This window comes from Nocardia vermiculata NBRC 100427 (assembly GCF_001613265.1).
Lineage (GTDB): Bacteria > Actinomycetota > Actinomycetes > Mycobacteriales > Mycobacteriaceae > Nocardia > Nocardia vermiculata.
In genome coordinates this window covers 312,379-326,049 of record NZ_BDCA01000002.1, presented here as the reverse complement: position 1 = coordinate 326,049, position 13,671 = coordinate 312,379, and the positions used below count along the sequence as shown (strand labels likewise).

18 protein-coding genes, 1 tRNA gene and 1 pseudogene are annotated in these 13,671 nt (G+C 64.8%); 10 read left to right on the top strand and 10 right to left on the bottom strand.

Features of this window, described 5'->3' with window-relative positions; translation table 11 throughout:
* Positions 1 to 4 precede the first annotated feature (4 nt).
* Positions 5 to 367: an ArsR/SmtB family transcription factor gene (locus NV2_RS05200; RefSeq protein WP_067870047.1), complete on the top strand. Its 363-nt coding sequence runs from the start codon at positions 5 to 7 to the stop codon at positions 365 to 367.
* Positions 368 to 479: 112 nt separating this feature from the next.
* On the opposite strand, the gene NV2_RS05195 is transcribed toward NV2_RS05200, so the two are convergent.
* Positions 480 to 1,064, bottom strand: a complete 585-nt coding sequence (locus tag NV2_RS05195) for a carboxymuconolactone decarboxylase family protein (RefSeq protein ID WP_245662452.1) — start codon at positions 1,062 to 1,064, stop codon at positions 480 to 482.
* Positions 1,061 to 1,381: a carboxymuconolactone decarboxylase family protein gene (locus NV2_RS05190; RefSeq protein ID WP_067870043.1), complete on the bottom strand. Its 321-nt coding sequence runs from the start codon at positions 1,379 to 1,381 to the stop codon at positions 1,061 to 1,063. The genes NV2_RS05195 and NV2_RS05190 overlap by 4 nt, the downstream gene beginning before the upstream one ends.
* A 446-nt stretch (positions 1,382 to 1,827) precedes the next feature.
* Here NV2_RS05190 and NV2_RS32135 point away from each other — a divergent pair, with 446 nt between their 5' ends.
* The 4 genes from NV2_RS32135 to NV2_RS05170 all read left to right on the top strand — a co-directional run bounded on the left by NV2_RS32135 (position 1,828) and on the right by NV2_RS05170 (position 5,602).
* The gene (locus tag NV2_RS32135) at positions 1,828 to 2,448 is read left to right on the top strand and encodes a hypothetical protein (RefSeq protein WP_245662451.1); all 621 of its coding nucleotides are present in this window, start codon (positions 1,828 to 1,830) and stop codon (positions 2,446 to 2,448) included.
* A 383-nt stretch (positions 2,449 to 2,831) separates the two neighbouring features.
* Positions 2,832 to 3,311: a MarR family winged helix-turn-helix transcriptional regulator gene (locus NV2_RS05180; protein ID WP_245662450.1), complete on the top strand. Its 480-nt coding sequence runs from the start codon at positions 2,832 to 2,834 to the stop codon at positions 3,309 to 3,311.
* Between the two features lie 178 nt (positions 3,312 to 3,489).
* Positions 3,490 to 4,341, top strand: coding sequence for a hypothetical protein (locus NV2_RS05175; RefSeq protein WP_067870039.1), 852 nt, complete (start codon positions 3,490 to 3,492; stop codon positions 4,339 to 4,341).
* Positions 4,342 to 5,104: 763 nt separating this feature from the next.
* Complete coding sequence (locus NV2_RS05170; RefSeq protein ID WP_067870038.1) at positions 5,105 to 5,602, top strand: LppP/LprE family lipoprotein; 498 nt, start codon at positions 5,105 to 5,107, stop codon at positions 5,600 to 5,602.
* 112 nt (positions 5,603 to 5,714) lie between these two features.
* On the opposite strand, the gene NV2_RS05165 is transcribed toward NV2_RS05170, so the two are convergent.
* Positions 5,715 to 6,014, bottom strand: coding sequence for a putative quinol monooxygenase (locus tag NV2_RS05165; protein ID WP_067870035.1), 300 nt, complete (start codon positions 6,012 to 6,014; stop codon positions 5,715 to 5,717).
* A 167-nt stretch (positions 6,015 to 6,181) separates the two neighbouring features.
* Here NV2_RS05165 and NV2_RS05160 point away from each other — a divergent pair, with 167 nt between their 5' ends.
* A complete protein-coding gene (locus tag NV2_RS05160; protein ID WP_067870032.1) occupies positions 6,182 to 7,054 on the top strand; it encodes a helix-turn-helix domain-containing protein in 873 nt (290 codons plus the stop codon).
* 513 nt (positions 7,055 to 7,567) lie between these two features.
* Positions 7,568 to 8,092: an RpnC/YadD family protein gene (locus NV2_RS05155; RefSeq protein ID WP_067870029.1), complete on the top strand. Its 525-nt coding sequence runs from the start codon at positions 7,568 to 7,570 to the stop codon at positions 8,090 to 8,092.
* 175 nt (positions 8,093 to 8,267) lie between these two features.
* On the opposite strand, the gene NV2_RS05150 is transcribed toward NV2_RS05155, so the two are convergent.
* The 5 genes and pseudogenes from NV2_RS05150 to NV2_RS05140 all read right to left on the bottom strand — a co-directional run bounded on the left by NV2_RS05150 (position 8,268) and on the right by NV2_RS05140 (position 10,442).
* Positions 8,268 to 8,660 carry a DNA-binding protein gene (locus tag NV2_RS05150; RefSeq protein ID WP_067870026.1) on the bottom strand — a complete coding sequence of 131 codons (393 nt, stop codon included), beginning with the start codon at positions 8,658 to 8,660 and terminating at the stop codon, positions 8,268 to 8,270.
* Positions 8,660 to 8,908 carry a ribbon-helix-helix domain-containing protein gene (locus NV2_RS05145; RefSeq protein ID WP_067870023.1) on the bottom strand — a complete coding sequence of 83 codons (249 nt, stop codon included), beginning with the start codon at positions 8,906 to 8,908 and terminating at the stop codon, positions 8,660 to 8,662. The genes NV2_RS05150 and NV2_RS05145 overlap by 1 nt, the downstream gene beginning before the upstream one ends.
* 130 nt (positions 8,909 to 9,038) lie before the next feature.
* Positions 9,039 to 9,310 (bottom strand): annotated as a pseudogene (locus NV2_RS30660) (SDR family oxidoreductase); the annotation flags it as partial.
* A gap of 92 nt (positions 9,311 to 9,402) precedes the next feature.
* The gene (locus NV2_RS32620) at positions 9,403 to 9,537 is read right to left on the bottom strand and encodes a hypothetical protein (protein ID WP_281198523.1); all 135 of its coding nucleotides are present in this window, start codon (positions 9,535 to 9,537) and stop codon (positions 9,403 to 9,405) included.
* Positions 9,534 to 10,442: an alpha/beta fold hydrolase gene (locus NV2_RS05140; RefSeq protein WP_067870020.1), complete on the bottom strand. Its 909-nt coding sequence runs from the start codon at positions 10,440 to 10,442 to the stop codon at positions 9,534 to 9,536. The genes NV2_RS32620 and NV2_RS05140 overlap by 4 nt, the downstream gene beginning before the upstream one ends.
* An 83-nt stretch (positions 10,443 to 10,525) precedes the next feature.
* On the opposite strand from NV2_RS05140, the gene NV2_RS05135 reads away from it, so the two are divergent.
* The gene (locus tag NV2_RS05135) at positions 10,526 to 11,218 is read left to right on the top strand and encodes a TetR/AcrR family transcriptional regulator (RefSeq protein WP_067870017.1); all 693 of its coding nucleotides are present in this window, start codon (positions 10,526 to 10,528) and stop codon (positions 11,216 to 11,218) included.
* 165 nt (positions 11,219 to 11,383) lie between these two features.
* On the opposite strand, the gene NV2_RS05130 is transcribed toward NV2_RS05135, so the two are convergent.
* Both NV2_RS05130 and NV2_RS05125 read right to left on the bottom strand, forming a co-directional pair.
* A tRNA-Ala gene (locus NV2_RS05130) sits at positions 11,384 to 11,456 on the bottom strand.
* Between the two features lie 95 nt (positions 11,457 to 11,551).
* Positions 11,552 to 12,316 carry a uracil-DNA glycosylase gene (locus tag NV2_RS05125; protein WP_373863534.1) on the bottom strand — a complete coding sequence of 255 codons (765 nt, stop codon included), beginning with the start codon at positions 12,314 to 12,316 and terminating at the stop codon, positions 11,552 to 11,554.
* Between the two features lie 391 nt (positions 12,317 to 12,707).
* On the opposite strand from NV2_RS05125, the gene NV2_RS05120 reads away from it, so the two are divergent.
* Together NV2_RS05120 and NV2_RS05115 are read left to right on the top strand one after the other, a co-directional pair.
* Positions 12,708 to 13,151 carry a GyrI-like domain-containing protein gene (locus tag NV2_RS05120; RefSeq protein ID WP_067870014.1) on the top strand — a complete coding sequence of 148 codons (444 nt, stop codon included), beginning with the start codon at positions 12,708 to 12,710 and terminating at the stop codon, positions 13,149 to 13,151.
* Positions 13,148 to 13,579: an effector binding domain-containing protein gene (locus tag NV2_RS05115; protein ID WP_067870012.1), complete on the top strand. Its 432-nt coding sequence runs from the start codon at positions 13,148 to 13,150 to the stop codon at positions 13,577 to 13,579. The genes NV2_RS05120 and NV2_RS05115 overlap by 4 nt, the downstream gene beginning before the upstream one ends.
* The last annotated feature ends 92 nt before the right edge of the window (positions 13,580 to 13,671 follow it).

Below are 13,671 nucleotides of genomic sequence, written 5' to 3'. Positions count from 1 at the left end.
TGCCATGGGACATGGGGTCGAAGGTCGCGATCGCGCGATCGGCCGCCTGGATCCCGAATCGGCGGCGCATGTCGCGACAACACTGCAGGCATTGGCCACGCCGAGCCGTCTGTTGATCCTGACCGAGTTGCGGCACGGACCCCAGTCGGTGGGTGTGCTGGCCGAGGCCGTCGGGATGGGGCAATCGGCCGTCTCACATCAGCTACGTCTGCTGCGCAACCTCGGTTTGGTAGTCGGAACCCGCACCGGCCGCTCGATCGTCTACAGCCTCTACGACGCGCATGTCGCCCAGTTGCTGGACGAAGCGATCTATCACAGTGAACACCTGCGCCTGGGAATCTCCGACCGGCCGAAAAGCACCGGCTGACCGGAAATCGTCGCGCACGACGACCGCCGCACTACAGCTCCGCCACCGCTCGTCGACGACCTTTACGAGGCCGTTCGCCCCGCATCCCACCCGGCCGAGCGCCGGATGCGCTTCAGCGGTAGCCGCGTTTCAGGAGGTACTTCGCCCCGGATTCGAACCCCGCGGGGCTGAGCACCGCGAACCCGAAGGCGTCGGCGAGACGATCGGTGATGTTGAAGGCGGCGCAGACCGCCAGGGCGTCCTCGACCTGTTCGCGGGTGGCGCCGGCGGACAGGACCGCACGCATCTGCGCGGCACTCACTGTGCCGGTGCGCGTGAGGATGTCGAGCATCCGCAGCGTCGCTCGCAGGGGCTCGCCGATCGCGGCGGATTCCGGATCCTGCAGGATTGCCCGGACTTTCGCCTCGTCGCCGTACGCCAGCGCGGCGGTCGCGGTGTGGGCGCCGATGCAGAACGCGGTGTCGTTGACTACGGAGACGTAGGCTGCCATGAGTTCACGGTCGGCCACCGACCACGGCGACGGCCCGCGCATCGCGGCCTGGGTGAACTCCTTCGCCCGCTTCCCGTAGAAGTCCGGCCGGTAGAAGGTCAGGCGTGCGGCATCCGGTAGTGGCTGCCCGGTGAACGTCCGTACCAGCTGAAACAGCAGCTTCGTCGTCGGCCGATACCCGTGCTCGAGGATGTCGAGTCGCATCATCGGACCTCCTCGCCGCCGGCCTCGGCCAAGGCGGCCAGGCCGCGCTCGTACATCCGCGACGACTGCCCGACCGCCGCCGATATCACCAGCTCGAACAGCTGATCCTCGCTGAATCCCGCGGACTTCGCCGTCTCGAAGTCCTGATCGGAGATCTCTGTCGGCCGGGAGGCCACCTTGTCGATCACCGTGAACAACGGTGCCGGCAGCTTCTCGTTGTGGAAAGCGCGAGCACGCAGATCCGTGGCGGCTGCCCCCTTACCGCGCAGGACGCTGTCCACCAGAGCACGATGCGCTGTCCGCTTCTCGCCTTCATCCATGACGCGATCTCCGTCCGGGTCGGCTCATCAGTTCCGGTGTGGACAACGATAGGCGCGCAGGAGCGCCACCGGGCCGATACCTGCGTACCGGCAGGCCGTCGGCCGAGCAGTCCCGGCATCGGATTGTGGTGGTCGGCGCGAGGGTGCCGGTAACGGTAACCGCACGGAAGCCGGTAATCGGCAAGAACATATGTAATCTCATATCGAGACCCGAATCATATCGAATTGCAGGGCGTTTCTTTCCGGGGCGCACCTGAGGTGATGTGTTTCGAACCCATTCATTCGGGTAGGAAAATCTTGCCGAGAATTAACTTTCCATAGTGAATATTTAATAGCAGATAAATAAATTACATGGTGAGGATTCGATTTGCGATTTCGGCCCGGAAATGATGAGAACACGCTATATTTTAAATCCCAGTATTACTCTACATTTCCTGGAGATACCCATGCGATCCATGACATCCTTGCTGCGTGCCGGTGTTCTTGCCCCGATGGCCGTCGCCACCGTCTTTTGTTTGGCGGCACCGGCAAACGCCGCTCCTGTCGACGTGAACTGGAGCTGTAAGGGCACCGTTCTCGGTATCGGCCAAACCTCCAGTATGGCCACGTCCGTCACCGGCGATGCGCCGAGTTCGGCGGCCTCGGGTTCCGCAGTGGCGATTACCCTCACGCCGGGTGAGTCGTCGGTTCCCAGTTCGGCCTCCGGCTTCACCGTGAACAATATCAGCGACCTGAAGATGATCGTCCCCACTCCGGAGAATTCGACATTGGTTTCGGCCACCGTTTCCGGAGGCACCGTGCCCGGTACCGTCGCCACGTCGGGTGGGAACGTCGTTTTGACCGTGCCGGGTCCGATCGCCGGTGGCACCACCTTCACGCCACCGGCGGTGACCATCAATGTCACCGCCGGCAGTGCCGGAACACCGATCACGAGCAAGTACGCGGGGACCAGCTTCAGCGATCCCGGCATGACGATGACGACCAATGTGAATCTGGTCGGCAACGTCGCGACCTCGTGCTTCCCGGATCCGTCGTCTCCGACCCTCACCACCACGACGGTCAGCTGAGGCAGCGGAAAGGTGTAACGGTGTGGTGACCGGCGGCCGCTGGTGGACCCGGGCCGGGCTGTCTCGGCAATCCGGCCCGGGTCTCACCGACCGGGATCGAGTGACCACAGTTCCCGATAGTTGTGTCGTACAGTGCATGTCCGGCACGGCCACGGTCGCTGCGACGACCGGAGCGGTGTCCTTTCGTGATGTCCTCCAGCCTGGTTCGGGCGAGAGGGCAATCGATTGACAGGAGCCCACATGCCCGCTTCGAACGCCCGGCAGGGACCCCCACCGCCACCCAGCGCGCCCCGATCGGTGACTTTCGCTGAGCGCCATCCTGATTCAAGTGATCGAGGGGAAAGTCTGTGTGCCCGAGAACAACCGAACCTGCCCGTATCTCGGTGGAGCTCAAGGAGGCGCTGGAGTTCTACCACGGCACCGCCGAGGACCTGATCCGCGAGCTGATCAGAGTGTTGGGTGTGAACGAAACCGACCGGCGCGCACTGGAGATCGTCCTGCTCGAAGAGGAGAAGTCCACGACCCCGGGCATGCTGGCCGAACGGCTCGGCCTCACCGCGGCAGGTGTCACCATCATGCTCAACCGTCTGGAGAAGCAGGGGTACATCGTCCGATCGTTGCACCCGACCGATCGCCGCCGCGTGATCGTGATGGCCACCGAACTCGCGGCCCGTCGCGTACAAGAAATCGTCGTTCCGATGATCGTCGAGACCTACAAGATGTTGCTGAGTTGGTACGACTCGGCCGAACTGGAAACCATAGCCGACTTCCTCACGCGCGCAGGCGAACTGCAGCGAGCGCATTGGCAGCGATTGCGTGATCTGACGCCCTACTCGAATCCCGACGCACCGAAAGTCTCGTAACTCGGATAAAACCGTCGCCTCGGCGGCAGGTACCCGGACCCACCAGTCGGCCTCCGGGCGAGGCGCTGTGTGCTGCTCGGTTTCGGTGAATAGCCCTGCGCGTATCGGTATTCGGCAGAAGTGGCGAATTCACCACCCGGTGTCGGCGCTTTTCGGGCAAGAAGAAAGCAGTAGTTGAATGCACTCTGTCGACAACAACGCAGAACAATCAGCAGGACCGGATCACGCGGCCGATTCGCCGACACACATCGTGCCGCGCACCGCGGGACACTCGGGCGGTCGGTGGCAACGGCAAGTCACCCGGGCGGGCGCGGTAGCCGCGTTGATCAGTACCGCGATCGGGGTGACGCTCACGGTGCAGGCGGATTCGGACTCGCCGGCCGGTGCGAGTACGGCGGCCGTCGCGGGGGAGCCCACGGTGCGAATATTCGACGGGAACGCTCTCCTGAGCAGGGGTGAGGCCTTCGAACCCGCGTCGGGAGCCCCCAACGCGGAACCGGTGTCGGTAGGTCTGTCGAGGGCGGGGGCGACTGCCGACCCCGAGGCCGACCGGCCGATCGCGGACTCCGCCGACACCGGCACGGTCACCACAACGGCGCCGGTCACCGTCACCACCACGGAATCCGTGCCGGTCACGACCACGCAGTCGCAACCGGTCACGCCCACAGTTCCGCCGCAGCCGGGCTCGCCGGACGCATCGATGGGGGCGAGTTTCTCTGCCACGGCGAGCCTGTCGGTCGAACTGGGTGTGCCGTACTTCGGGATCTTCATCGGCCCACCGGGCGCCACCGTGCCCCCGACCCGGACGGATACCCCGACGGTCACCGTGACGCCCGATCCGACCACGACGACCGCCCCGACCAGTGCGACAGCGGCGCCGGCTACAACCACCACGGTCCCGGACGGCTCGACCACGACCTCCGCCGCGCCGGAAGCATCGGCGAGCGCTCACCCCTCGACGACCTCCGCCGGTTCGACCACGCCGTCGATCGCCGAGCCGCCGACCACCGCTCCGTCGGCCGCGAAATAAGGCGTGGACGGAAAGTGGCGCGGCCATCGCAGACGACGAACGGCCCACTGGACGCCATCCAGCGGGCCGTTCATCGGGGTGGCCTATGGGCTATTCGGCGGAAAAGCTCGACAGCCCACCGAAGCCGCTGAAGATATCCCCGAAGGCACCCAGCAGGTCACCGAGGCTACCGAAATCAACTGAACCCATTTGTCACTCCTGTTCGTGTGCTCCAACTGTGCGACGACCCTCGCGCCGCCATAACTATTGGTAGTGGTGTTATCTGAACGTGATTAATTGTTGCTCTTAACGTTATATAACTCTGTATGAACTCACAATGAATCCACTTTTGGGATCAGTCCGTCATTTGCCGTAACTGCGGTGAAATCGTCGGCGCGCCAAGGAGATTAATTCTCTCTGCGCCCGGCATATGTCGTCTACGCGGCGTCGTATTTCGGACTCCATGTCGATCGAGTCGAATTTTCGGCACCGATCGGAGGTGGAACTTCTGTCCTCGAGTGCCGGCAGAGATCATCTGAGCGTCCTCTCGGTGCAGGTGGTTTCCGAGCGATTGCGGCGATTCTCCGGAAAGTAGGGCGTGACAGGGGAATTGCCTGTCCCGGCCCCGGGTACGACAGTTGCCTACCGGGCACACCGGTACGCCTGTATCGGTGTGGCGGGCCCCATCGGCGGGTAGCCATCGGTTAACACCTCGGCGTGCTCGGGCGACGTACCGAGTACCTGCTGTCGAACGAAGGGATCCCTTTGTATGCGTAGGACCTGTATGCGTAGGACCGTTGTCGCACTGGCGCTCACATTCGCCGCTGGCACGCTCGGCGCCGGTACCGCCCTGGCCGCCCCGGATGCTCCCGGCTCGCCCGAATCCTGCCCCGCCCTCCCCACTGACCGGGTGAACGAGGCCGTCGGGCAGCTACCCCAAGCGTTCCCGGACGTACCGTGGCAGGTGACCGGCAATGGATCGTCTATCGACTGCGCGCTCAACTGGGTGCGAGTCGACCCGGAGGGCGCAACAGGCAGCTCACCCACGCACATCCTGCTGTTCGACCACGCCAAGTACGGGGGCACGGCAACCGAGAAACCGACCGCCTTCACCAGCGTCGTAGGCAGTGAAGCGCCCGGTCAGATCACGGTGTCCTTCCGGTGGCTGAACCCCGGCGACCCGAACGCGAACCCGACCGGCCGAGCCGACGTGCGGTATGAACTGTCGCCCCAGGCGCCGCCGCACGCTATCGACCCGATTCCGGAGCAGGTGATCCACTGACCGCCGATCCGGGCTCGCGGGGCCAGGGCTGGTGCGACACCGTCGGCGAGTCGGTACCCAGCCGAGGTGGGGTGGCCCAGACTTAAGTTGAGGTCGAGGTGGATTCGTTGATTCAGGCCGGGGCGTCGGTCAGCCGGCGCAAGCTGAACGGTTCGGCGAGAATCTCTTCCAATGCCGCGGCCACCTGGGTGAAATGCGGCAGGCCGAAGTGGTGGTCCAACGCTTCGGCGTCGGTCCACTCCTCCACGATGATCATTCGGTCCGCGCGGGTCGGGTCGGTGTACGGGTGGTAGCCCAGGCAGCCCTCCTCTGCCAGCGAGGGGGCGATCATCGCGGTCAACTCGTCAAGCAGCCGCTGTTCCTGTCCTGGCTTGGCGACGAAGGCGGCGATGATGGACAGGGTGTTCGACATGGGTCTCTCCTCATGAGTCGGTGCGATTGTGGTGCTCGCTGAGCGAACGGTGTCCATCGTGTCGCCGTGCAACGGTTGCACCCAGTGCTCTGATCAACCGGGATCGGTCCAGCCTGGGTCCGGCAGGACCAGGCAGAACGGACGGGACGTGATGGAGACTGGAGAACATGGATCGTGCCCGACAGCTCAGCGAGTTCCTCAAGACCCGCCGCGCTCGCCTGCGACCGGACGATGCCGGTGCTGCCGATTTCGGTGGCCGGCGCCGAGTGCCCGGCCTGCGCCGCGAGGAACTGGCACTGCTGGCGGGGGTCAGCGTCGACTACTACACGCGGCTCGAGCAAGGGCGTGCCCGAAACGTCTCTCCGGACGTGCTCGATGCGGTGGCCCGCGCCCTACAGCTCGACGCTGACGAACGCACGCACCTGCACAACCTCGCCAAACCCGCCCCACCTCGCAAGCGTCCGAGTCGGCCCCAGCAGGTCGGCCTCGAAATGCGCCAAGCTCTCGAGGCTCTCGCCGGAGTCCCTGCCTATATCATCGGCCGGCGCCTGGACATCCTTGCCTGGAACGACCAGGCTCGACTGCTCATCGCCGACTTCCCCGCACTTCCCGCCACGGAACGGAATATGGCTCGGCTGGTGTTTCTGGACGAAGCGTCACGAGATCTCTACCCCGACTGGGAAACCAAAGCTCGCGACACCGTCGCCAATCTGCGCTACGACGCCGGCCGCCACCCCGACGACCCGCAACTGGCAAGTCTCGTCGGCGAACTCTCCTTGGCCGACAGCGACTTCCGGCGCCTGTGGGCAGCCCACAACGTGCACGCCAAGACGCGCGGCCGAAAGCGGTTCCGCCACCCCCGGATCGGGGAACTCGCCCTCGACTACGTCGCCATGCGTGCGCCCGACGACCCGGACATGACCATGATGATCTACAGCGCCCCTCAGGGATCCGACACCGCTACTGCCCTGCAACTGCTGGCAGCACTGGCCGTACCGGCTCCCGAGCCGGCCGCCCATCCCGCCGAAACTACGTCCTGACTACGCCTGACCACCAGGGGGGGTGATCACCGGGCCGGGCTAGAAGTCAGCTCATCTCGCAGTGGATCGGCGACCGCTCGTCGTAGCAGTGCTTCAGTTTCTGCACGGTCGATCGGGAGCCGTAGTTGGTGAGGATCGGTGCCATCGGCCAGGCAGGCATGGCTAGTCCGTGTCACTGTGGTCAGCTGCCCGTTCGACCAGATCGTCCCAGATGGACGTGTGCTCTAACGTATTGGATAGATACGGTTCTGCACATGGAAAGCTAGATGTCCTGGACGGACGGCCGATCAGTCCCGAGACCTGCCGAGAGCCACAGGGGCGAATTCGGCCGACGCGCGGGTCAGCAGGAGATTGGGGTCGGTGAAATCGGCCTCGATCCACTGTGTGCACGCGTCGGTGCTCAGCGCGCGCCCGTGCGCCAGCATTGTGGCCCTGACCTGACGGATCGCAGTCCCCGGATTCACCGGTGCGCGACCTCTCCATCTGTCGGTAGCTCAGCGTAGCTTTCTATCCATGACCGCGACCACGCAAGGAAAGGCATCGGTCGGCGCCGCCGAGGAGTTCCTTACGGCTGGCCGGATCGAAGAAGCCGGCCGGGCCGTGCAGACCGTCCTCCGTGCCCGGGGGATGGAGTTGAGTCACAACCAGGAGAACCAGCTGATCGGCTGCACGGACCTCCACCAGCTCAGAGCCTGGCATCTGCAGGCACTCAGGGCGATTCACACCAACGAAATATTCAGCGACCGGCCCGGTGCGTGGATGGGATGTTTCTGGGTCGAGCTGAACCCACAGCTCGAACGACTCGGATACGACACGAGAGAGGTCGAAGCGACGACGGCCGAACGCTTGTTTGCGCGGGGTTATACCAAGAGTAGAGCTGAGCACCTGCGGGGAATGCTCGAGGCACGGTTCGGCGTCTCGAAGAATATGACCGATCGCATCGAGTCCGCGACGATTACACAACTCGACTGTTGGATTGAAAATGCCACTACTGTTACCGAACTCGACGAGGTCTTCACGGAACCGGCCGGAAGCTGACTACGTGGCCGACGTTGCCGGTCGACATGCGATCAGTATTCGACAGCTCGTAAAAAGTCGGTGTCTACCGCCCTCTGTGTCGGGTTGTGGAACTCATAATGCGGTGCTGTGCAGGGGAGTTGTCGGACCGCAGGTGGACCACACGGCTGCGCTCACCGCCCTCGCCGGGTAACCGTCAAACTTTGATGATCTCGATTCCTGCCCCGCACAGCATCGACAGGTCTTCGGGATCAGAGGTGAGGATGGTAACGGGGGGTGCAGCGCCGCGGGCTACGGCGGCGAGGACTGCGTCGATGGCGTATTTGTGCCCGTGCAGTTGGTGAGTCCTGAGTAGGTCGGCCGCAGAATCGCTTGCTGCTCTAGTGATTTCGTGGAAGTCGAGACGAGAGAGGACCCAGGCGATCCGTGCTTTGTTGAGTCGACGGTCCTCTGCTTCCAATCGGGTCATGGCGGTGGTGCCTACTCGGATGCCTTCCTGCCGAGCGGCTTCGACGTGTATGACGACCTGTCGGTCACGGTGGTAGAGCTTGGACAAGCCCTCGCAGTCGAGCAGGAGAGTGCCTGGCATCAGGCTGCTGCCCCGGGTGCGTTCTTGTCGTGGCGCAGTGCCGCGCGGGCGGCATCGATTTCTTCCTGGCTGATCGGCTCGTTGTCCTTGGCGTAGTCGGCGACGATTTCGCCGAGCTTGTCCATGGCGACCCGTTGTTGGAGCGCTTCGGCGATGTATGCGGAGAAGCTGCCAGAGCCTACGTGCTCGCGCACGGCATCTGCCAGGTCTTCCGGCAGACTCACAGAGTACTTCTTACTACCGCTCATGGTGCCTATCCTACCGCTGGTAGCAACCCGACCGGAGGTAACAGCCCGCACCGAGATCGCCGCCGGGACGTTTCGGACCCGCTCGGCTCGACGTGCCGCATCGCTGCCGACCCCTCGGATCAGCAGTGCGTCAGGGCAGGATGGAGTCGATATACCCGCCGTCCACGCGTACGGCACCGCCGGTGTGGGTGGGTCCGGCGACGACGGAGTTGACGGTGACGCCGGTGCCGGCGGCGTCCTTGGCGAAGCCACGGTGACGGCGAGCAGCGACGTCTTCGTCATCCCGTAGTGGATCATCTCCGCGGGGATCACGACGGCGGAGTCGCTGGCGAGGTTCAGCACGCGAGCCCAGCCCTGTTTTTCATACCGGGCAGGTATTCGGATCGGGGGCAGGTTCCGGGCAACTCGACCAGCGCCGAGGTTACGCGATGCCGCGTTTCGGGCCTCCGACTCGGCTACCTGCCGGGGCCGCTGGACGAACCGCTCTTCAAGCGCTACGCGGTGACCAGCGCCGCGCGATAGGACACGATGGGCGCCGACCGGTTCGGGGCGGCGTATGCGGTCGCGGCTGCCGAGATGATGCCGATGGTAGTGAGCGCCGCGGTGAAGGTCGGTCGGCCGAGTTTCACCGTGCCTGCCTGTCTGCGAGTTCACGGATCGCCGTAGCGATGGGTTTCCATGCGTGTTCGGGTAGGTCGTGTCCGACTTCGGGCAGTAGTAGCAGGCGAGAGCCGGGAATCCGTGCGGAGATAGTACGAGCGGCACGGGGTTTGATCAGCGGGTCGTCTTCGCCGTGGATGACCAGGGTGGGCCGAGCGATCTCGGTGATCGCCGGACCGTGCCACTGGGCGCCGATCTGCCGGCTCTGCGCCTCTTGATCGTGAATTCCGCTGTCCGGGTTGTGTTCCAACCTCGCTCGTACAGTGGGCTCGTCGAATGCACGCTGGGGAGAGGCAAGCAGTTTCGCGACCGCGACGCCTGCCTCGACCGCGCCCTCCTGGGTGTCGGGAAACTTCACCTTGGCGAACTTCGCGAGCGTACCCAACCGGATGTAGCGCAGAGTGCTCAGTCCGGTGACATCTCCGGGGATCGCGTCGGCCGATATGAGGGTTGTCACGCGGTCGGGGTGCCGGAGTGCGACGCGCTGGGCGACCGCGCCGCCGAGGGAAACCCCGAGTACATGAGCCGAGTTCCAGCCCAGCTCGTCGAGAACTGCTACTGCGTCGTCTGCCATGTCCTCAGCGGTGTACGCCTCACCGCGCCGGCTCAGGAGCGCGGTGATCGGGTTTCGCACGGCTATCGGTGGCAGGTGGGTCGATTCGCCGCCGTCGCGTTGGTCGTATCGCGCTACGGCGAAACCGTGGTCGACGAGTTGCTCGCAGAAGCCGTCGGGGATCCAGTGCCGGTTCGCGCCCAATCCGGTGGCGATCAGCAGCGGCTCCCTGCCTCGCCCCGGCGCGAACTGGTCGAACGCGAGACGTACCGCTCCGTTGTGCGCCCATCGTCGCGGTCCCCATGCGTTGTGCGATGTCATTCCGAGCCTCCTTGAATAGCGTTCAGTGAACGCAGTTTTAGGATAGTGCAGAATCCGGCGTCGGCGAGGAGAGGGTATGGCGAGTGGAACAGCCAGGGAAGGCGGACCCGACGGTGTGGGAGCGCGCCGATGGTAAGCGCGGTCCGGCCCCGTCACACAGCCGGGACGAACTCACCGCCGCGGCGATCGAGCTCGCCGACCAGGGCGGTTTGGCCGCTGTATCCACGCGCCGGATCGCACGCCGGCTCGGGGTGAGCCAGTCGGCGCTGTACCGCTATGTGTCGGGCCGCGACGACGTGCTGGACCTCATGGTCGACGCCGCTGCCGGCGAGATCGACGTCGACGTACCGCTGAGCGGTTCGGCGATCGACGACCTCATTGCGTTGGGAACCCGGGCGATGAACGTCTACACGAGGTATCGGTGGTTGCTCGATATCCCGATCGAGCCGCTACGTGTCGGACCCCGGGGAATCGACTACCTCGAGTACGCACTGCGGGCAATGGCGGACGTGGATGTGCCGGGACCGGTGAAACTGCAGACAGTCGCGGTACTGAATGCGCTCGTCCAGCAATTCGCGCGCGCCGAGCTCGACGGGAGGGCAACGAGTCGGTCACGCCGTATCACCCACGCGGCTTACGTTCACAAAATCGCCGAGGCTGGTCATCATCGGTATCTCGCGCAAGCGCTTGCCGCTTCGACCCGCGACGCGGGCGCGGAAGATTTGTTCGAGCACCTGCTACGCCGGGTGCTCGAGGGCGTGCTGACCCCAGAGTGAAAACGCAACGGCTGCTATCGATTCGGTACGGGCGGTGAACACCCGTCGGCGGACAGTCGGCCCCGGGCACCGCCGGCGTTCGGATGCGCTGTGACTTTGTTGGAAGATCCGACCAACCGGGGTAGGTATTCGGCGGAAGAAACCCGCCCTGACCTGCAATCAAAGTGGAGCTAAGGGGAATCGAACCCCTGACCTTCTCGATGCGAACGAGACGCGCTACCAACTGCGCCATAGCCCCGTGGCTCGTTTCCGAGCCAACGGAGGAGAACTTTAGCAGGTGTGGGCGGGAGATTCCGAATCGCCTGGTCGAGGCCTATTCGAACACCGTGGCGGTCAGGTTCGGGGTGGGGTGAGGTGGAGGCCGGCGCTGGTGGCGGCTTGTGCGAGGACCGCTTCGAGCATGGCGGGGGTGAGGCGGCCGGTGAAGGTGTTGCGTTGGCTGACGTGGTAGCAGCCGTACAGGTCGAGGTGGTGGCGGCCGGGGGCGACAGGGGCGATGCGGTAGTGGACGCCGTGGCCGAAGGTGGGGCGGGTGTGATCCCAGCCGGCTTCGACGAGGGCGGGGAGGAGGGCCTGCCAGCCCCAGGCGCCGAGGACGACTATCGAGCGCAGGGTGGGAGCCAGGAGTTCGAGTTCGTTGACGAGCCAGTGCCGGCAGCGGTCGCGTTCGCCGGTGGTGGGTTTGTTGTCCGGTGGGGCGCAGTGCACGGGGGAGGTGATGCGGATGCCGTTCAGGTGCAGGCCGTCGTCCAGGCTGGTGGCGGTGGGCCGGTTGGCTGCGCCGATGGCGTGGAGGGCGGCGAACAGGACCTCGCCGCTGCGGTCGCCGGTGAACATGCGGCCGGTGCGGTTGCCGCCGTGAGCGGCGGGCGCCAGGCCGGAGATCAGCATGGAGGCGTCGGCGGGGCCGAAGCCGGGCACCGGGCGGCCCCAGTAGGTCTCGTCGCGGAACGCGGCGCGTTTGTCGTGGGCTACTTGTTCGCGCCAGGCGACCAGGCGGGGGCAGGCGCGGCATTCGACCAGGTGCGCGTCCATGAGGTCGAGATCGGGATAGGCGGCCGCGTCGGGTCGTGGTTCGTCGCCGGCACCCGTCATCATCGTTGCCCTCTCCGCTCGCTGGCCGTCGGTACGAGTCTGCCGCCGTGGTGGGTTTCTGCCATCTCCGGGTGCTGGATCGTCGGCGCGATAGCTCGGAATTTGCACAGTCGGACACACTGTCCGAATCTCGCCGTTCGTCGTGGTCGACCGATTCGGTCGGTCCGAGCGGTGGTCCGCGATGGTCGCGGTGCGGTCGCCCGTGACGGCCGGGGCCGTGCGGGTGTCGGAGTCCGCGTTCGCCCTGGTCAACTGGTCGCCTGATCAGCGGTTGGTACCACCGGACACACCGGTCGCTCCTATTCGATGTTGATAGCATGGGCGTTTCCAGCCGGACGGTCGCCGCAATACCCGGTTGCGCGGCGCATCGCGATCACATCGAGAGAGTTCTTGCATGCAGTTCGAAATCGTCGAACGGGACGAGACGTGGGTCGCCGGGCTACCGGTGCGCAGTCCGAAGCGTGCGCTCGGGGAACTGCGCGACCATGATCTCGAGGCGGCCTGGGCCGCCGTGCTGCATCAGGAGCTGGGTGGTCCGCTGGCGTGTGCCTACACCGATTTCGCGCCGGATCCGGGCACCTTCAATACTCAGATCGTCGGCTACGAGTGCTCGTCGTTCGAGCAGGTGACGCGCGGGCATATCGTGTCCCGGCTACCCGCCGGGCCGTATGCGCGGTTCTCTTCGGTCGGAAATTTCCCGCAGATCATGACCGATCTGTGGACCCAGATCGCTTACGCCGAGGAACACAACCAGATCAAGCGCACCTTCACCGGCGATTTCGAGTGTTATCCACATGCGTACAAGATCGATCTGTATTTGGCGGTAGATCCTCGATGAGCTATTCGATCGTGGTCCTCGACGAGGCGATCTACGGCGGCCTGGTGGTGCCGCGGGTGCGCCCGAGCTTCAAGGTCAGCAACAGTGAGTTGATCGAGTTCCTACGCGACCGGCTGCGTGATCGCGGGGTCGCCGGCTCGCTGTACACCGTGTACGTGCCGGATCCGGCCGGCAACTACAACGTGCTCGTGAGTCACGAGTGTTCGTCGGTGGGGACGGTGCCGGTCGGTGATGTGATGATCCGGGTGCCGAAGGGGGTCTACGCCCGCTTCGAGCCCAACGGTGACTACCACGATCCGGTCGAGGACGTCTGGGCGCAGGTCGACGACGCGACGGTGTCGGCCGAGATCGCCCGGGCCTATCAGGAGGAGATCGAGGTCTGGCACGGCGCCGACCGGCTGGAGTTGTTCATTTCCATCCTGGTGTGATCTTCTGGTTGCTGAAAGGTAGCCGTTTGTGGACCGGTCGGTTTTATATCGCGAGATGTCATCCCGTGTCGACGTGATGATCGGGTGTAATT